Source organism: Gramella sp. MAR_2010_147 (assembly GCF_900105135.1).
Classification (GTDB): Bacteria; Bacteroidota; Bacteroidia; order Flavobacteriales; family Flavobacteriaceae; genus Christiangramia.
In genome coordinates this window covers 395,637-414,812 of record NZ_LT629741.1, presented here as the reverse complement: position 1 = coordinate 414,812, position 19,176 = coordinate 395,637, and the positions used below count along the sequence as shown (strand labels likewise).

The window sequence follows — 19,176 nt, the reverse complement described above, 5'->3', positions numbered from 1 at the left end:
ATAATTGCATAATTTTGTCATATCTGCAAATATTCTGATTCTTTAAGATTTTCAAATTATAAATAACATTTTTTTAAGAAGTAAGATTAATTACTGATAAGAAGGAAATAGGCTTTATTCCATATCTGTAATAAAAACATATCAAAGTAGAGAAATAGGTAAAAAAGTTGGAGATGATTTAAATATTCTACACTTCCAGGCCCATAAACTTTAGGATATTTCATAAGAATTTAAGGTTTTATTAATGCAAGCTTCCATAAAAACAGGGTAAATTATCGTTTCAAATGAAATGTTAATTTAAAATATTGGCATTATCGCACGGTCTTTGTCCAAATAGGACCGGAATTAATTGGCAAAAAGCCAGTATATATTGAACCAAAAAAGTAAAAATGAAGACATTAGTTATTGGAGCAGGAAATATGGGATTAACGTATGCCGAAGGAATGGCACAATCTGCAATGCTAAATAGAAGAAACCTTATGGTTTTTGATAAATCGGCAGATGTAATCGCTCGTTTACGGGATCTTGACCATTTTGACGTATACGAATCTTTAGAAGAATGCCTGCCCAAAGCAGATATGGTATTCGTAGCAGTAAAACCCTACCACTGCGATGCACTTTTTGAAGAAATGAAATCCATGGTTAATAAAGAGCAAATCTTTGTGTCTTTGATGGCCGGAGTCACTATTAGTAAAATCCAAGAGGGACTGGGAGTAAAAAAAGTGGTACGTTCAATGCCAAACCTACCCGCCCAGGTTGGAAAAGGTGTTACTTCTTATACAGCATCCAGCGAAGTTTCCAGAGTGGAGCTATTAATGGTGCGTAATTTACTGGATACGACCGGTGAATCCATACATGTTGAAAATGAGAATTTTATTGATGCTTCTACAGGTATATCTGGTAGTGGTCCTGCGTATGTATTTTATTTCATGAATTCTATGCTGGAAGCGGCACTTAAAATGGGATTCTCTAAGAATGATTCAAAAGTACTAGTTAGCCAGACATTTGAAGGTGCAGTTGAATTATTCAACCAGAACGATCTTTCTCCAGATACATGGATGGATCGCGTAGCTTCAAAAGGGGGAACCACAAGGGCTGCATTAGATTCTATGGACGATAATAATGTAAAAGAATTGATTAAAGATGCTGCTTACGCCGCGTTTGATCGTGCTGTAGAACTTGGAGAAGGAAAATAAGTATATTAATATTCAAAATTGAGATAACAAAAGACTCTGAAAATGGATAAAAAGAGAAGAATTGTTGTAAAAGTTGGTACAAACGTAATGACCAATAAAGATAACAGAATATTAGGTCCGGTTTTAAAAAGCCTTGTAAGACAAATCGCTACCTTATACGAAGAAGATATTATGGTAGTGCTTGTTTCATCAGGATCTGCCATTGCCGGGAAAGAAATTCTTGGCGAAATTAAAATTGAGGATGCCAGTAAACGAAGACAGGTATACTCATCTGTAGGGCAACCTCGAATGATGCGTCATTATTATAGTATATTCCATGATTATGGGATGCGCTGTGCGCAGGTGCTGGCTACCAAAAGAGATTTTAGCCCGGGAATACACAGAGAGAATATGATCAATTGTTATGAATCATTACTCTCAGAAGGTATCATTCCAATTGCAAATGAAGATGATGCAGTTTCTGTGACTATGTCTATGTTCTCAGATAATGATGAACTCGCAAGTTTAGTTGCTGAATTGATCGGTGCCGAAAGACTGATCATATTGAGTGATACTGATGGTCTTTATACCGGACATCCGGAACATGACGATTCTGAAAAACTGAATAAAGTTCAGATAGATGAGAATGTTGAAAAATACGTTCAGGAATCTGATAAAGGTGAAGGCGAAGGCCGAGGCGGTATGGAGTCTAAAATTAAGATCGCTAAAGGAACCGCTGCCAAAAATATCCCTACTTATATTGCTAATGGTAAACGCGAAGATGTAATACTGGATATTATGGCTGGTAAGCCTGTTGGGACTAAGTTTACCTCATAAATAAATTTGATTAACGAATCTAAAGAAACGAAGAAATGAAGTTGATAAAATCTGAAACCAAAAATAACGTGCTTAAATCCATGATGAAAATTCTGGATAGAAGACGAAAAGAAATAATTGAGGCCAACAAGAAAGATCTTGAGGCTTTCAATAAGGAAGATCAGGCGATGTATGACAGGCTTATCGTAAATGATAAAAAAGTTGACGGTATGATTCAGTCTGTTCAGGAAGTAATGGATCAGGATGATCCGGTTGGAAAGACTATTGAGCATAAGAAGCTTGATACTGGTCTTGATATTACTAATAAAACCGCTCCGTTTGGAAATATCATGATCATTTATGAATCCAGACCTGATGTTACCATAGAGGCTGCTGTCTTAGCTTTTAAAGCAAATAATAAGATCTATTTGAAAGGTGGTAAAGAAGCCATAAACAGTAACAAGATTCTTGAAGAATGCTGGCATGAAGCATTAAAAGAAAATGATCTGGATACTAACTGGATCGAACTTCTGCATATGGATAGAACCAAGACTCAGGAGTTCCTGAAAAATCCACCAGAACAATTAGACCTTATTGTTCCAAGAGGGGGAGAACGCTTGATCGCATTTGTAAAAGAACATTCTACCGGAGCAGTACTGGTAAGTGGTAGAGGGAATAACTTCCTATATGTATCTAAAAATGCCGATTTTGACGTAGCCAAGAAAGTGATGCTGAATGCGAAGATCGATAAGATCTCGGGTTGCAATGCATTGGATAAAGTTCTTGTAGACAAGAATATTCCTGACTTTGACAATAAAGTGAAGGAACTGTATAAAATGTTCAATGAAAATGAAGTGAACATTCTTGTAGATGATGATGTAGCCAAAGTTTTGCCTGAAGAGGAAAAAATTCCTTCAGAAGATACCTGGTATGAAGAATTTCTTGCAATGAGAATCGTATTGGGTGCTATTGATGGTACAGATGCTGCTATTGAAAAGATCAACAAATATTCAGGAGGTCATTCTTCTGCGATCATCACTAAAGACAAAGAAGAAGCTGCTAATTTTATGGAGCAGGTAGACAGCGCCGCTGTATATCATAATGCTTCTACCCGTTTTACCGATGGTGGACAGATGGGAGCAGGTGCAGAACTTGCTATTAGTACAGATAAACTTCACCACCGCGGACCTCTAGGTCTTAAGCAACTGGTAACAAACAAATATTATGTACTAGGTGAAGGACATATAAGAGAATAAGTTTGATTCTTTAAATACTAAAAAAGGCGCCAATTGGCGCCTTTTTTACTTGTAACAATTTTTATAAAATCAAGTCTAACCTTTTAAAGAACAAATTTCATGAAAAAAATAATTTTAGGAGTTGCTACAGCTGCCTTGCTTTTTGCCTGTAAAACTCAAAATGTAACCGAAACAAAAGCATTCCAGCCCACTCTGGCTAGCATTGATCTGGTAAACGTTGAAAATGATAAAGTCTGGGTTACTGTAGATCCTGATAGATTTACCGGAGATAGCACTACATTTTACATTCCGAAAACAGTTCCAGGAACCTACTCCACTGATAATTACGGGAAATTTTCGGAGAACTTCAAAGCTCTCAACTACAAGGGTGAAGAGATGGAATTCGTGAAAATGGATGAAAACAGCTGGACCATTCCAAATGCTGAAGATCTTGATAAGGTAATGTATCAGGTAAATGATTCTTTCGACTGGGAAGATGAAGGTGGAGTATATTCTATGGCCGGAACCAATATTTTAAAAGACAAAAATTTCCTTTTAAACCTGCACGGTTTCGTAGGTTATTTTGATAACTTGAAAGAGAAAGCCTTCCGTTTGGAAATACAGAGACCTGCAAACCTTATCGCTGGTACCGCACTTAGCGTAGATGAAACACTGACTGGTGAGAATTCTGAAACCAGAACAGATGTTTATAACCTGGGGCGATATTTTGAAGTGATAGATAACCCTATTATGTATTCCAGTCCGGATACGACCAGCTTCATGGTGGAGGATATGGAAGTTCTTATCAATGTATTTTCTCCAAATAAGAAATTTTCAGCTGAAAGTTTGAGACCGAATCTGGAAAAAATGATCCGTGCTCAAAAGAGATTCCTGGGAGATATAAACAGTACCGATAAGTATGCGATCCTTGTTTATCTATCTGCTACACCGGGTGAAGAAGATGCTGGTAATTTTGGCGCTTTGGAACATCACACATCAACCGTGGTGGTAATGCCTGAAACGATGGAAGCTGAAGCTATTGATGAGAGCATGAAAGATATCGTATCTCACGAATTCTTCCATATTATCACTCCACTTGGCATTCATTCAAAAGAAGTGCATTATTTCGATTATAACGACCCGAAAATGTCCCGACATTTATGGATGTACGAAGGTGTGACCGAATATTTTGCCAATCTGTTCCAGGTAAACCAGGGGCTTATCAGCAACCAGGAGTTTTATGACCGAATGGTAGATAAGATCAATATTTCTAAAAGATTTGACGATACCGTACCGTTCACAGTAATGAGCAAAAATATTTTAACTGATGAATATAAAGACAGTTATTATAATGTGTACCAGAAAGGAGCTTTAATTGGAATGGCCCTGGATATTCGTTTGAGAGAATTAAGCGGAGGTAAAATGGGCATTCTTGATCTTATGAAGAAACTGAATTCAAAATATGGTAAAGACAAGCCATTTGATGATGACCAGTTAATTTCAGATATCGTTGAACTTACTTATCCGGAAATTCAGGAGTTCTTTGATACTTATATTACAGGTACCACACCAATACCTTATGATGAATTTTTCGCGAAAGCCGGAATTGAAGAAAAAGAAATGATGAGCGAAGTTGGATTCTTTCTGAAAGGTCAGACTCCTTACATAACTGCTAACCAGGCTACGATGCAAATCGTATTCAGAAAGGATATCGAATTCAATACCTTCCTGAAAGATTTTGGCATTGAGGGTGGTGATACTGTTAAGTCAGTAAACGAAACAGAATATAACATCCAGAATGTGTATGATTTGATCTCCACTTCTAATTCGTGGAAAGAAGGAGAACAAATCACCATGACGATCATTAGAGATGGTGAAGAAATCAAATTAGAAGGTAAAATATCTACACCGATGGATAAGGAAACTAAAATGGTTGAAGTTCAGAACGCTGATGGAGACCAGATTGAATTAAGAAATGCCTGGTTAAAAGGCTAGAAACTTTCTATTTGAAAATCTTTAGAAGCGGCAGTAAATTACTGTCGCTTTTTTTTGTTTAAAGCCCTGTACAAACAGCTTATCTTATTATCTTTAATTTCCATTAAAACCAACCAATTCATGGAAATTCCTATTCTACAGGATATCGTTATAATTTTAGGTTTATCTATTGTAATAATTCTTGTATTCCAGAAATTAAAACTTCCGGCAATACTAGGTTTCCTGCTAGCAGGTATCATTGCAGGGCCTCATGCTTTTAATCTCATTAGCTCGCAACACGAGGTTGAATTACTTTCAGAAATAGGAATTATTTTTCTTCTATTCGTTATTGGAATAGAACTATCTCTAAAAGGTCTCGCCTCAATTAAAAAAATAATATTTCTTGGGGGAGGTTTGCAGGTGGGAGGAACTATAGTGATCACAGCAGCTATTTCCTACTTTATAGGACTACCGATGAACACTTCCATTTTCCTTGGTTTTCTATTTAGTCTAAGTAGTACTGCCATAGTTCTTAAATTACTACAGGAAAGAGGAGAAATATCCACGCCTCACGGTAAGATTGGACTTGGTATTTTAATCTTTCAGGATATCATTGTTGTTCCAATGATGCTTTTCACTCCCCTTCTCGCAGGGGAAACTCCAAATATCATATCCACGATCATGATTATGGCACTAAAAATATTACTGGTGCTGGTAATTGTTTATATCCTCGCGCGTTTTGTTGCTCCAAAGATCTTTGGATGGGTGGTAAAAACTAAAAATCAGGAATTATTTATACTCACCGTAGTAGTATTTTGTTTTGGGGTTGCATGGCTTACCTCTACCGTTGGATTATCATTAGCATTGGGAGCTTTTTTTGCCGGACTCATTATTTCTGAATCAGATTACAGCCATCAGGCCACTGCTAATGTTTTACCGTTTAGAGAGATCTTCATTAGTTTTTTCTTTATTTCAGTAGGAACCTTATTAAATCTGGAATTCTTTTTTAATAATCTGCTGAATATATTTTTACTGGTTATTGGGGTTATACTACTTAAAATGTTAATTGTGGGCTTTACGGTTCTAATCCTTAAATATCCTGTAAGAACAATATTCCTGGCTCTTTTCAGCCTTTTCCAGGTGGGTGAATTCTCCTTGCTACTTTCTGGTGTTGGGAAAGACAATGGCATTATTCCAGAGAATATCTATCAATATTTTCTGGCCATATCTATTATCACTATGGGGGTAACACCATTTCTTATCTCTTCAGCTCCAAGGATTACTTATGCAATACTTAAAGCTCCAATTCCCGCGGCAGTGAGAAAACGCCTTGAAAATATTAAAAAAAGTTCGCAGGCTGAAGAAGAATTTTCAGAAGAAAATCTCCATGATCATTTGGTCTTAATTGGTTATGGAGTAAATGGTACCAATATTTCTAAAGCAGCTAGAAAAGCTGAAATCCCATACGTGATCATCGATGCGAATCCAGAATCGTTTGAAAAAGCAAAAAAGAATAAAGAACCTATCATATTTGGGGATGCCACGAATACTACCATTTTAAAACATGCGCATGTTCAGGAAGCAAGGGTGATCGTAATCGCTATTTCAGACCCAGGTGCTACGAAGAAAATGCTGAGTAGCATAAGGCAATTCACGCAAACGGCTACCATTATAGTAAGGACTAAATATGTTAAAGAAATGGAGGATGTACTAAGGTTAGGAGCTGACGAAGTGATTCCTGAAGAATTTGAAACTTCCATTGAAATCTTTACCCGTGTTCTGAAAAAATACCTTGTTCCCTTCGATGAAATTCAGGAATTCATTAACCAGATCAGGTCTTCAGACTACGAGCTGCTTACCTCGATGAAAAAAAGTCCGCACTCCCCTGCCCTTCAACATCTCAATATTCCGAATAGGGAGATTGTGACCCTCAAAGTGCAACGGGATAATCACCAAATTGTAGGTAAAAGTATTCAGGAATCAGGTATTGGAAAGAATTATCGCGTTACGCTAATGGCCATTCAGCGTGATAGAAAATATCTTACAGAGATCTCTCCAGAAACTATTATTCAGCAGGGAGATCTTCTATATTTATTTGGACATCCAAATAATATAAATCATTTAAATAATTTGCTTTCATTTTAATGTCCCTTAATTTTATAAATTTAGGCACCTAACCATTTTCTACATTCATGAGCAATACGCCAGATAAGATTAGAAGGTATTATAAATTCATTCGTTTTATGATCAAGTACTGGAACAGTGATTTATTTCGCCAGACCAGTAACGTCGCCTTAAATAATGATTTATCAGAAGAAGACGAAGAACATAAATTTGATCAGACACCAGAGGAGTTGGTAGAAGACCTTAAGGCAATGGGGCCCACTTATATCAAGCTGGGGCAATTGCTTTCTACCAGACCAGATTTATTACCAGATGAATACTTGAATGCGCTCGCAAATTTGCAGGACAATGTTTCTCCTGTGCCCTTTGAAGAAGTTAAAGAAATTGTTGAAAAAGAGCTTGGCACTAAAATTTCAAAAGCATTCAATTCTTTTGAAGAAAAGCCACTGGCCAGCGCTTCGATTGGGCAGGTACATCGTGCCGAATTACATTCAGGAAGACCAGTAGCGGTGAAAATTCAAAGACCCGGGATTGCAAAGCAATTCATGGAAGATCTGGATACCCTAGATGAACTTACTGCTTTGGCTGTAAATCACCTGGAATCTGCTAAAACGTATGCTATTGATGAAGTCTTTGCTGAATTAAGACGTATCCTGATCAATGAACTGGATTATAAAAAGGAAGCTCAGAATCTTAAGACTTTAAAAAAGAACCTGCAGGCGTACGAACATTTGCTCATCCCTGCGCCGGTGGATGACTACAGTACATCCAGAGTGTTGACCATGGAATTTGTAAGCGGAAAGAAGATCACTTCCCTTTCCCCTCTGCGCCAAATGGAAAATGATTATTCTGAATTAGTGGAAGAGCTGGTAGAAGCTTACCTGCAACAGATCATCAATGACGGATTTGCTCATGCAGATCCCCATCCCGGGAACATAAAATTTACTGACGATAATAAGATCGCTCTAATAGATCTGGGAATGGTGGCGAGGTTCACACCCCAACTTCAGGAAAATCTCATTGAACTTCTTTTGGCTATTAGCCAGAGTAATGGAGAGAAAACCGCCCATTCACTCCTAAAAATGAGTGAATTAACTGAAGATTCTCAAAAGAAACAATTCTCAAAAACGGTGAGCGATGTGATCATGGAGAGTGAGAACAGTCTTGCTAAAGATCTTCAAACCGGCAGGATTTTGATCCAGCTCAATCGGCTTGCCCTTACCACACACATCAAACTTCCTGTAGAGATCAATATTCTTGGAAAAATTCTATTGAACCTCGATCAAATCGTAGCGATGCTGGATCCTGAATTTGACCTTCGGGCTGCAATTCAGAGAAACGTTCATGAGATCATGAGGAAAAAAATGCTTAATGAACTAAAGCCTGAGAATTTCTTTAGCACGCTCATTGAATCCAAGCATTTTGTTGAAAAAATGCCGGAACGAATGAACCGAATTTCAGAAAACCTGGCAAACAACGAATTCAAAATAAAAATTGACGCAATAGACGAAAAACGTGTCACCGATGGTTTCCAAAAGGTTGCTAACAGGATTACATTAGGTCTTATCATTGCATCTATGATCATCGGTGCTTCCATGCTAATGCAGGTACCTTCAGATTTTACAATTTTTGGCTATCCCGGCCTTGCGATGCTATTTTTTCTATTAGCAGCAGCTGGAGCGATCATCCTTAGCTATGTGATTATATTTAGAGATGAAAACTTAAACAATAAAAAATAAATTTAAACCCTTAGAATTCATATACTAAAATGAAAAAGCTTACCATATTAATCCTTTTAATTTCAATCTGCATTGTTGAAACTCAGGCTCAAAAAGTTAAAATTCCCACCGATACTTCTGTCACTACCCAGCATTCTGTAACTATCAATGGAAAATCCATTGCTTATACTGCAGAAACCGGTATGATGCCTCTTTGGAATGAAGACAGAGAACCTGTCGCCAGTCTTTTCTATACTTATTACACTAAAAATGGTGTAAAGAATAATGAAAACAGGCCTTTGGTGATTTCTTTTAACGGAGGTCCCGGTTCTGCCTCGGTTTGGATGCACATTGCTTATACAGGGCCCCGGGTTCTAAAGATTGATGAAGAGGGTTTCCCGGTTCAGCCTTACGGGATTAAAGAAAACCCGCACTCAATTCTTGATATTGCAGATATAGTATATGTAAACCCTGTAAATACAGGCTACTCCAGGCCAATTCCAGATACTGAAGGAAAGGTAGACAAAAAAAAATTCTTTGGGGTACAGGCAGATATTCAATATCTGGCAGAATGGCTCAACACCTTTGTAACCAGAAAAAATCGATGGTTATCTCCTAAATATCTTATTGGAGAAAGCTACGGTACCACCAGGGTTTCTGGTTTAGCACTGGAATTACAGAATAGCCAGTGGATGTATCTTAATGGAGTGATCCTCGTTTCTCCTACTGAAATTGGCCTGGATCGTGAGGGTCCTGTTGAAGTGGCGAACAGACTACCCTATTTTGCAGCAGCTGCCTGGTATCATAAGGTATTGCCGGCAGAATTACAAAGCAAAGATCTTGATGAATTATTACCTGAAGTTGAAGATTATGCCATCAATGAATTGTTACCTGTCCTGGTAAAAGGTGGTTTTACTGACGATGTCAAAAAACAGGAAGTAGCTGAAAAAATGGCCTATTATTCAGGAATTAAAAAAGAAGTGATCCTTCAGAATAACCTTGAAGTACCATTTAGGTATTTCTGGAAAGATCTTTTAAGGGAAAAAGAGGGTTATACGGTAGGACGCCTGGATTCAAGATATCGAGGTCTCGATTCTAAAGAAGCTGGTGATAACCCAGATTATAATGCTGAATTGACTTCATGGCTGCACTCCTTTACCCCTGCGATTAATTATTACTTGAGAGAAGAATTAAAGTTTAAAACAGACTTGAAGTATTTTATGTTCGGCCCCGTTCATCCATGGGACCGAAGTGGAAATAATACAGGTGAAAACCTGAGACAGGCGATGGCTCAAAATGCAAATTTAGATGTATTGATCCAGTCTGGTTATTATGATGGTGCGACCACTTATTTCAACGCAAAATACTCTATGTGGCAGCTTGACCCTAGTGGAAAAATGAAAGACCGCCTCAGTTTTAAAGGTTACCGAAGCGGCCATATGATGTATTTAAGAAATGAAGATCTCAAAAAGGCCAATGACGATCTTAGAGATTTTATTCTAAATAGTCTTCCTGGTGAAAATCCTGCGAAATATTAAGGTATTAGTTTAATAAAAATTCCTTCAAATCCTTGTAATGATTGATTTGAAGGGATTTTTTTTGTTTATTCATCAAGCCTTGTATGGCATCTGGAATTGCCAGTTTATCATTAATAGCTTCCTCTACCGTATCCAGGAATTTTACAGGATGGGCAGTTTCTAAAAAAGCTCCGTAATAACCGGGATTACTTTCCATGAATTTCTGAAGCCCTAAGTATCCAACCGCTCCATGAGGATCCATCACATAACCTGTTTTTTCATATACATCCTTCATCGCTTTCTTAGTCTGCAAATCATCAAAACTATAAGCAGAAAAATGTTCCTTTAAAGCTGAATGTTCATTCCTGAATATTTTAAGAACTCTTACAAAATTACTGGGATCACCTACATCCATAGCGTTGGAAATTGTCTGCACACTTGGTTTAGGTTTATATTTCGCTGTCTCGAGGTAATCTGTAACGGTATTATTGGCATTATTTGAAGCCACAAAACGGTCTATTGGTAATCCCATCTTCCTGGCAAGCAAACCGGCGCAAATATTACCAAAATTTCCACTAGGTACTGAAAACACCAGTTTTCGATCTTTCCATTTTAGTTGTTTATACGCAAAGAAGTAATAGAACATTTGTGGCAACCACCTCGCAACATTTATTGAGTTTGCTGAAGTAAGCTTTCTTTTATCTGTAATATCTGAATCTAGAAAAGCTTTTTTTACCATGGTCTGGCAATCATCAAAGGTTCCGTCAACTTCTAAAGCAGTGATATTATCTTCTAAAGTGGTAAGCTGCTTCTCCTGGATTTTACTCACTTTTCCTTTGGGATAAAGAATTACTACATCAATCCCTTCAACCCCTAGAAAACCATTTGCAACCGCACCGCCGGTATCGCCAGATGTAGCCACCAAAACGGTAATTTTACCAAGGTTGCCTTTTTTAATAAAATGTCCAAGACTACCGGCCATAAAGCGTGCTCCCACATCTTTAAAAGCAAGTGTTGGCCCGTGAAACAATTCCAGAGTACTAATATTTTCCTCGACCTCCACAACCGGAAATTCAAAATCTATCGTCTCTTCGATAATATTTATCAATGCTGAATCTGGAATTTCATCTCCTACGTAAGCCTTAATAACTTCAAAGGAAATCTCTGTTTTATCCAGATTTTCAATACTTTGAAAAAAAGAGGCAGGAAGTTTTTTGATCTCATCCGGGAAGTAAAGTCCCTTGTCCGGAGCTAATCCGCGAACCACAGCATTTTCAAAATTACTGGTATGCTCCCTGTTATTTAAGCTGAAATACTTCATAATATTTTTACTCCATGTTTATTGATCGCTGATAAATGCAGGTCAAAATCTATATTTTTATCTGAATAAAATGTTTCCATAGCATCTTTTACTTTATGGGCATTCTCATCTCCCTTGCACAAAGCATATACTGAAGGCCCCGAACCTGATATACCAAATCCTAAGGCACCTTTTTCAGTTACAAGTTCATCAAGATCCTGAAAATAAGGTATCAGGATAGATCGTACCGGTTCTACAATTTCATCCTGAAGGCTTCTTCCCAATAGTTCATAATCTTCGGTATAGAGCGCACTAACCAGTGCCCCTAAATTTCCCCATTGGTTAATGGCAGATTTTAAACTTACATTTTGTTTTATAATAGAGCGGGAATCTTTCGTTTTTATTTCTATCATCGGGTGAAGCACTACCACTCTTAATTCTTCAGGAACAGGCAAACTAAGTACCTCTAAAGGGCAGTAACTTCTTACCAGGCTGAAACCACCTAATATTGCCGGCGCCACATTATCTGCATGGGCATTACCACTTGCCAGCAATTCTCCCTGCATGGCAAAAGATATTAGCTGATGGGGGTTAAACGGTTCCCCAAGAATCTTATTTACCGCAAAAACAGCACCCGCTGAACTTGCGGCACTACTTCCTATGCCGCTACCCGGTTTGATTTTTTTAGAAATTTCAATATCAAATCCCTGATTCGAATCCAATTCTTTCAAAAGCGATTTCACGGCAACTCCGGCCACATTTTGATCGGCTTCCATAGGCAGACTCTGGCCAGTAACTTTAGTAATTCTAATCTCATTAAGATCATTCTTTTTAATGAACATTTCATCACCTACAGAATCCAGGCAACATCCGAGAACATCAAATCCGCAGGAAAGATTGGCTACTGTAGCCGGCGCAAAAACTTTTAATTGTTCCATAATTACTTCTTTCCTATTCTTATAATATCGGCAAAAATTCCAGAAGCGGTAACCTCTGCTCCTGCTCCTGCTCCTTTTACTATTAATGGCTGCTCGGGATATCGTTCAGTAAAGAATAAAACGATATTATCACTTCCGCTTAAGTTTGCAAATGGATGCTGGGCACCAACTTCCTGCAGGCCTACTTTTGCTTTCCCATCTTCCAATTGAGCTACGTATTTTAATTCGGCATTATTCGCATCTACCTGATCATACATTTTTTTGAAATTCTCTTCATCCTGTTTTAGCAATTCAAAAAATTTCGCATTGCTTTCCGAATTAAGACTTTCCTCAGAAAGAAAGTCTTCTCTCTCAATATCATCCAGTTCAAGTTGCAAACCACTCTCTCTGGCGAGGATAAGGATCTTTCTGGCTACATCCACTCCGCTCAGGTCTATTTTTGGATCGGGTTCAGTAAAGCCTTCTTTCATAGCAGTTTCAACCACTTTATAAAATGGTTCTGAGCCATTGTAGCTATTAAACACAAAGTTCAGGCTTCCAGAAAGAACCGCCTGTATCTTTGTTATTCTATCTCCAGATGCAACAAGGTTTTGTAAGGTATCAATGATTGGGAGACCAGCCCCCACATTAGTTTCATATAAAAATGAAGCGCCATATTCCCTGGTGAGATCCTGGAGATTTTGATAGTTCTCAAATGCATCTGCACAGGCAATTTTATTGCAGGTTACTACTGAAATTGAGTTTGCCAGATAATTTTTATACCAACCAGAAATATCTGGACTTGCTGTATTATCTACAAAAATGCTATTCCTAAGATTGAGTTCTTTTACGCTGTCAAAGAACTTTTGCTTATCAGCTCTTTTCCCATTAGATAGGGCTTCCTTCCAGTTTTGAAGATCTATCCCATTGTCATCAAATACCATCTGTTTAGAATTCGAAAGTCCTAAAACCCGTACTTTCAGCCTTAATTTATCCAGAAGATACTTTTCCTGTTTCTTTAGCTGATCCAGAAGTTTACTTCCAACATTTCCAACTCCCGTAATAAATAAGTTAAGTTCTTTTGAAGGAACTTCGAAAAATTGTTCATGTAGTGTATTCAGGGCTTTAACAACATCTTTTTTTGCGATTACGGCAGATATATTCCTTTCAGAAGAACCCTGTGCAATAGCTCTAATATTGATATTATTGTTTCCAAGCGCGCTAAACATCTTTCCACTTAAGCCATGATGACTCTTCATGCGGTCTCCTACCAGGGCAATAATAGAAACATTTTCTTCAATCTCTACCGGTTTGATTTTTTTATAGCCTATCTCCACTTCAAACGCTTCATCCAGGGCTTCTTTCGCTTTATAAGCTTCATCATCTTTTACCGCAATACAAATACTATGTTCTGAAGATGCCTGGGTAATAAGGACCACATTGATATTTTCCTGAAAAAGGATCTCAAAGAAACGTTTGGAAAAGCCAGGAATACCAACCATCCCACTTCCCTCAATATTTAAAAGCTTAATGGAATCTATATGGGTAATTCCTGTAACCCATCTAAAGTTTTTCTTACTTGACTTTGAAATTAAAGTTCCAGGATTATCAGGTTCAAAGGTATTTTTAATATGTATTTCAATATTCTTATCTAGCAATGGTTGCAAAGTAGGCGGATACAAAACTTTTGCTCCAAAATGAGAAAGCTCCATAGCCTCTTCATAAGAAATTTCTTTTAAAGGATAAGCTTGTGGAACCAGGCTTGGATTAGCCGTAAACATTCCGTTTACATCCGTATAGATTAATACTTTATCTACTTCCAAGGCTCCGGCTATAATCGCGGCAGTAAAATCTGAACCTCCACGCCCTAAAGTACTTGGCACTCCCAGATCGTTTTTGGCTACAAAACCCGGAACTATAAAAAGATCGGCGTTCTTTTCTTTAAAGAACTCTTTTAGATTTGAATTGGTTCTTTCATAATTCACCTGGACTTTCTCATTAAGGTTCTTACAAACAATAAGCTCGCTTGAATCCACCCACAAACTATCAATTTTAAGGCTTTTAAAATATTCAGAAATAATTTGAGAGCTTAAGGTTTCTCCAAAACCTGAGATCACATGTTTTGTTTTATCTGATAGTTCATTCAGCAGAAAAACTCCTTCATACAGGGTCTCAAGTCGATTAAATTGATTTTTTACTTTACTTAAGATTGCACTTTGAGCAGTGACCGGAATAAGTTCTTTTACTACTTCAAAATGTCTTTTTTCATTCTTTAAAAGAATTTCTTTATAAGACTCATCTTCTTTTGCAGCCATTTCAGCCATAAGTAGAAGGTCGTTGGTCACTCCACCGAATGCTGAAAAAACACACACAACAGTGTCTTTTTCAAGATGATTTTTTATGGTTTGGGCAACCAACTTTATACGTTCAGAACTAGCTAAAGATGAACCGCCAAATTTCAGGATATGCATAACTGAAATTGTTTTAGAAAAATTTATAAATATTAAGATATAGGTGTACGGACGAAAGTTATATAGCAAGGACCCCATAAGGGGTAATACCGGTCATGATCATATTAATCAAAGTACAGCGGAAAGAAGTTTTCCTGTTGATCATATTGATATTTTCTTGAAGTTTTTTCACGGTTTTTCCTCGAAATCTTGATTAAAGGTATTCAAATAATATTACGGGCAAAACTTTTTATTGAAATCGATGCGAGAATTATGAGATTGACAAAATGAGCCATCAAAAAACCCGATAATTTAAATTATCGGGTTGATTTTTAATAATTTATAAATTGAAATTTTATAATCCGCTGATATAGCTTCCATAAAGATCTTTAAACTGAAGACCTTTTGAAAATCTCTTCTTACTCAGTTTTTTAAATTCTACCAGCGCCCATAACAGGAATTCTTTCATGAAGTAGGAATCTTCATTTTTAAGTTCTGGTTGATGTTTTTCAATTAATTTTTTCAGGGGTCCTATGGAATCTAATTTTTCTTTGTATTCAGCATCTGAAAGATCATCAGGCAATTCAAAACCTGAACTTTCAAAAAACCATTCTACGAGATCGTCATAAGGGGTGGTTTCATCTGGTCTCTGAAGTTGTTCAATCTTCGGAAAATAGTCAGGAAAAAGTGTTTTGACCGAATCTCCTATAAGCTGCTGTGCAACAAAAGCCGCTCCCTCCTGCTCTCCTTCATAAACCAGCTCCACCTTACCGGTTATAGAGGGGATCACTCCTAAAAAATCTCCAAATCTTAATGAGGTTCTATTTTCATCATTTCTAATTGCCCTTCTTTCCGCGGTACTTAGCAAATTTTCAAAAGCAGTGATGCTCATCCTGGCACTCACTCCGCTTTTGTGATCTATAAATTCGCTATCGCGAGCTTCAAAACTAATTTGTTCCAGCAGGTCTTTAGCAATCTCCGGAACATGTACAAGTTCTCTTTGTCTTTCATCTAATTGTGCCTCTTGTGAAGTAATGACCTTTGCAGTTTCAATATCTTCTGGGTAATGAGTAAGAATTTGAGATCCAATCCTGTCTTTTAATGGGGTTACAATGCTACCTCTGTTTGTGTAATCTTCAGGATTTGCAGTGAAGACAAATTGCATATCTAAAGGTAACCTTAGTTTAAAACCTCTAATTTGAATATCTCCCTCCTGAAGGATATTAAAAAGTGCGACCTGTATCCTGGCCTGTAGGTCTGGCAATTCATTAATGACAAAAATACTTCTGTTCGCACGCGGAATCATTCCGAAGTGAATTACACGATCATCGGCATAGCTCAGTTTTAAGTTTGCAGCTTTTATAGGATCTACATCACCAATAAGATCGGCTACTGTTACATCTGGAGTAGCTAATTTCTCAAAAAAACGTTCATCTCTATGCACCCAGGAAACAGGAGTTTTATCTCCTTTCTCCCTAATAAGTTCTTTAGCATATCTACTTATGGGTTTTAATGGATCGTCATTAATTTCTGAACCTTCCACAACGGGCATCCACTCATCTAATAAATTTACCATGAGTCTTGCAAGTCTTGTTTTGGCCTGACCCCGTAAGCCCAGTAAATTAATATTGTGCCTGGAAAGAATAGCTCTTTCAAGTTCAGGAATTACCGTATAATCGTAACCATGAATTCCCGTAAAAGCATTCTCTTTATTTTTTATCTTTTCTTTAAGGTTATCCCGAAGTTCATCTTTGATACCTTTACTTTCGTAACCAGCCTTTTTCAACGCACCAAGATCTTTTATTTTTTCTTTATCCATATACTTTTTCTTAGCCTCTAATTCGTTTTTTTCTATTTATTTCATAATCTTCAAAGATCATTTCGCCTAATCCTTTTAATCCGGTATAAAACGCCTTCCCTTGATTGGCCGCTGTAAATTCCTGAACAAATCTTGTTAAGTAAGGATCCTGGGCAATCATAAAGGTAGTAATTGGTATTCGTACCTTTCTTGCCTGTCTTGCCATATTATAGCACTTATCTACGATATAAGGGTCCAGTCCCATACTGTTTTTGTAGTAATTCCCATCTCTTTCCCTCACACAACTTGGTTTCCCGTCTGTGATCATAAAAATTTGTTTATTCGTATTTCTTTTACGGCGCAAAAGATCCATAGCCAGCTCTAACCCGGCAACGGTATTGGTATGATAAGGCCCCACCTTTAAGTAAGGTAATTCTGCTATTGAAATAGGCCATGCATCATTTCCGAAAACTAGAATATCCAAGGTATCTTTAGGGTATCGTGTAGTAATAAGTTCAGACAACGCCATCGCTACTTTTTTTGCCGGTGTGATCCTGTCTTCTCCATAAAGAATCATACTATGGCTAATATCTATCATGAGCACCGTGCTCATTTGCGATTTATGATGAGTTTCTTCTACCACCAGATCATCTTCAGACATTGAAAACTCTCCAATTCCATGATTAATTTGCGCATTTTTAAGACTTTCCGTCATAGAAATTCGGCTTAGGGAGTCCCCGAACTGATAAGACCGGAAGTCCCCGGTATGTTCATCTCCACGACCGGTGCGGCTAGTTCTATGGCTACCGGAAGAACCTTTCTTTAACTTACCAAATATCTGCTCAAGGGCCTGTTGACGAATTGCCCGCTCAGTTTTTGCAGTAATGGCCATACTTCCCTTTCCATCCTGATCTATTTCTTCCTTTATATAGCCTTTTTTCTTCAGGTCTTCTACAAAGTCGTCCAGAGTATACTCCGCATTTGTTAACTGATATTCCTCATCAAGTTGTTTTAGCCAATCCAGTGCTTCGTCAAGATCGCCTGAAGTATGGGTAATGATCTCTTTAAAAATTTCAAATAGCTTATCAAAAGGAGAAGTCTCCGGTGCATCATACTTATCAAATATGAATCCTCTTATCTCCCTGTCTCCATTTTTCTTCATATGCTTAAAATTAATTCTTTTTATACAGAAAGTAAAAGCAAGCATTATAAACACTCACTAAACTTTTGTTAATACCAACTATTCAATTTAACTGAAATCCTGTTATTCTTTTCTTAATTACTTCTCATTTTTCACAGGATATAAGAGATTTGAAAAAAAGAAAAATGATGAACAAATATTTCTATATACTACTTATTGGCCTTATTTCATTTAATCTCACGGCGCAGGAAAAGAAGTCTCCTTACAAAACAGATTTCTGGAAAGATGGAGCATGGATCGCAGGGTCTGTTGGCCTAAATGTTCTTGGTGTTATTAGCATACAGAATAAAGCCAACTTATCTGAAACGGAATTAGCCAATCTGGATGGAGATGATATTTGGGGAATTAACCGCGGTGCTGTTGGGAATTACTCAGAAAAGGCAGATGAATTAAGCTATATTCCATTTTACGCTTCGTTTGCAACACCTATTTTAATGTTGCTAGGCGAAGATGAACGAAGCAATTTTGGACAGATCTCTGTAATGTTTGTTGAAACTATGGCCACTACCGGAGCTTTCTTTACTATAACAGCCGGTAATGTTCAAAAAAGCCGTCCTTTGGTTTATAATGAAACACTTCCAATAGAGGACAGGTTAGATTCTGATGCACAAAGATCATTTTTTGCCGGGCATACGGCCGCGACTGCTGCAGCAACGTTCTTCACAGCGAAAGTATTTCAGGATTTTAATCCGGAATCACCTGCAGTTCCTTTTGTTTGGGCAGGAGCAGTTGCAGTACCCGCATATGTGGGTTACTTAAGAACTAAAGCTGGAAAACATTTTCTCACAGATAATTTAATAGGCTTTGGAATTGGCGCCGCATGTGGTATCTTAGTACCTGAAATTCATAAGATCGGGAATGAAAAATTGGATGTTTATCCAACTATGAACACGAATGTTATGGGAACCGGCATAGACACTAAAGGCATAGGATTTAACTATAGCTTCTAAA

Annotated in this window: 13 protein-coding genes; 8 read left to right on the top strand and 5 right to left on the bottom strand. The window is 37.5% G+C overall.

The window, feature by feature from the left end; translation table 11 throughout:
* The first annotated feature begins 389 nt into the window (after positions 1-389).
* The 7 genes from proC (at position 390) to BLT95_RS01815 (ending at position 10,580) form a co-directional block, all read left to right on the top strand.
* The gene (proC, locus tag BLT95_RS01845) at positions 390-1,196 is read left to right on the top strand and encodes a pyrroline-5-carboxylate reductase (RefSeq protein ID WP_089664371.1); all 807 of its coding nucleotides are present in this window, start codon (positions 390-392) and stop codon (positions 1,194-1,196) included.
* 42 nt (positions 1,197-1,238) lie between these two features.
* The gene (proB, locus tag BLT95_RS01840) at positions 1,239-2,012 is read left to right on the top strand and encodes a glutamate 5-kinase (RefSeq protein WP_089664370.1); all 774 of its coding nucleotides are present in this window, start codon (positions 1,239-1,241) and stop codon (positions 2,010-2,012) included.
* A gap of 35 nt (positions 2,013-2,047) precedes the next feature.
* Complete coding sequence (locus BLT95_RS01835; protein ID WP_089664369.1) at positions 2,048-3,247, top strand: glutamate-5-semialdehyde dehydrogenase; 1,200 nt, start codon at positions 2,048-2,050, stop codon at positions 3,245-3,247.
* A 99-nt stretch (positions 3,248-3,346) separates the two neighbouring features.
* Positions 3,347-5,221, top strand: a complete 1,875-nt coding sequence (locus tag BLT95_RS01830; protein ID WP_089664368.1) for a peptidase M61 — start codon at positions 3,347-3,349, stop codon at positions 5,219-5,221.
* Positions 5,222-5,341: 120 nt separating this feature from the next.
* Positions 5,342-7,345: a cation:proton antiporter gene (locus tag BLT95_RS01825; protein WP_089664367.1), complete on the top strand. Its 2,004-nt coding sequence runs from the start codon at positions 5,342-5,344 to the stop codon at positions 7,343-7,345.
* Between the two features lie 47 nt (positions 7,346-7,392).
* Positions 7,393-9,063, top strand: a complete 1,671-nt coding sequence (locus BLT95_RS01820; RefSeq protein ID WP_089664366.1) for an AarF/UbiB family protein — start codon at positions 7,393-7,395, stop codon at positions 9,061-9,063.
* Between the two features lie 29 nt (positions 9,064-9,092).
* Positions 9,093-10,580, top strand: a complete 1,488-nt coding sequence (locus BLT95_RS01815; RefSeq protein WP_089664365.1) for a carboxypeptidase — start codon at positions 9,093-9,095, stop codon at positions 10,578-10,580.
* A gap of 4 nt (positions 10,581-10,584) precedes the next feature.
* Here the strand turns inward: BLT95_RS01815 and thrC are convergent, their stop codons facing one another.
* The 5 genes from thrC to BLT95_RS01790 all read right to left on the bottom strand — a co-directional run bounded on the left by thrC (position 10,585) and on the right by BLT95_RS01790 (position 18,186).
* Positions 10,585-11,880: a threonine synthase gene (gene thrC / locus BLT95_RS01810; protein WP_089664364.1), complete on the bottom strand. Its 1,296-nt coding sequence runs from the start codon at positions 11,878-11,880 to the stop codon at positions 10,585-10,587.
* A complete protein-coding gene (locus BLT95_RS01805; RefSeq protein WP_089664363.1) occupies positions 11,877-12,797 on the bottom strand; it encodes a homoserine kinase in 921 nt (306 codons plus the stop codon). The genes thrC and BLT95_RS01805 overlap by 4 nt, the downstream gene beginning before the upstream one ends.
* 2 nt (positions 12,798-12,799) lie before the next feature.
* Positions 12,800-15,247 (bottom strand): bifunctional aspartate kinase/homoserine dehydrogenase I, encoded by a 2,448-nt coding sequence (thrA, locus tag BLT95_RS01800; protein ID WP_089664362.1) that lies wholly within the window; start codon positions 15,245-15,247, stop codon positions 12,800-12,802.
* Between the two features lie 334 nt (positions 15,248-15,581).
* Positions 15,582-17,045 carry a magnesium chelatase gene (locus BLT95_RS01795; protein WP_089664361.1) on the bottom strand — a complete coding sequence of 488 codons (1,464 nt, stop codon included), beginning with the start codon at positions 17,043-17,045 and terminating at the stop codon, positions 15,582-15,584.
* 10 nt (positions 17,046-17,055) lie between these two features.
* Positions 17,056-18,186, bottom strand: coding sequence for a hypothetical protein (locus BLT95_RS01790; RefSeq protein WP_089666819.1), 1,131 nt, complete (start codon positions 18,184-18,186; stop codon positions 17,056-17,058).
* 164 nt (positions 18,187-18,350) lie between these two features.
* Here BLT95_RS01790 and BLT95_RS01785 point away from each other — a divergent pair, with 164 nt between their 5' ends.
* The gene (locus tag BLT95_RS01785) at positions 18,351-19,175 is read left to right on the top strand and encodes a phosphatase PAP2 family protein (protein WP_231896393.1); all 825 of its coding nucleotides are present in this window, start codon (positions 18,351-18,353) and stop codon (positions 19,173-19,175) included.
* The last annotated feature ends 1 nt before the right edge of the window (position 19,176 follow it).

What these genes read in the sequence shown, in the direction of transcription:
- proC (WP_089664371.1), top strand. Translation starts at nt 390, where the DNA reads ATGAAGACATTAGTTATTGGAGCAGGAAATATGGGATTAACGTATGCC.
- proB (WP_089664370.1), top strand. Translation starts at nt 1,239, where the DNA reads ATGGATAAAAAGAGAAGAATTGTTGTAAAAGTTGGTACAAACGTAATG.
- BLT95_RS01835 (WP_089664369.1), top strand. Translation starts at nt 2,048, where the DNA reads ATGAAGTTGATAAAATCTGAAACCAAAAATAACGTGCTTAAATCCATG.
- BLT95_RS01830 (WP_089664368.1), top strand. Translation starts at nt 3,347, where the DNA reads ATGAAAAAAATAATTTTAGGAGTTGCTACAGCTGCCTTGCTTTTTGCC.
- BLT95_RS01825 (WP_089664367.1), top strand. Translation starts at nt 5,342, where the DNA reads ATGGAAATTCCTATTCTACAGGATATCGTTATAATTTTAGGTTTATCT.
- BLT95_RS01820 (WP_089664366.1), top strand. Translation starts at nt 7,393, where the DNA reads ATGAGCAATACGCCAGATAAGATTAGAAGGTATTATAAATTCATTCGT.
- BLT95_RS01815 (WP_089664365.1), top strand. Translation starts at nt 9,093, where the DNA reads ATGAAAAAGCTTACCATATTAATCCTTTTAATTTCAATCTGCATTGTT.
- thrC (WP_089664364.1), bottom strand. Translation starts at nt 11,880, where the DNA reads ATGAAGTATTTCAGCTTAAATAACAGGGAGCATACCAGTAATTTTGAA.
- BLT95_RS01805 (WP_089664363.1), bottom strand. Translation starts at nt 12,797, where the DNA reads ATGGAACAATTAAAAGTTTTTGCGCCGGCTACAGTAGCCAATCTTTCC.
- thrA (WP_089664362.1), bottom strand. Translation starts at nt 15,247, where the DNA reads ATGCATATCCTGAAATTTGGCGGTTCATCTTTAGCTAGTTCTGAACGT.
- BLT95_RS01795 (WP_089664361.1), bottom strand. Translation starts at nt 17,045, where the DNA reads ATGGATAAAGAAAAAATAAAAGATCTTGGTGCGTTGAAAAAGGCTGGT.
- BLT95_RS01790 (WP_089666819.1), bottom strand. Translation starts at nt 18,186, where the DNA reads ATGAAGAAAAATGGAGACAGGGAGATAAGAGGATTCATATTTGATAAG.
- BLT95_RS01785 (WP_231896393.1), top strand. Translation starts at nt 18,351, where the DNA reads ATGATGAACAAATATTTCTATATACTACTTATTGGCCTTATTTCATTT.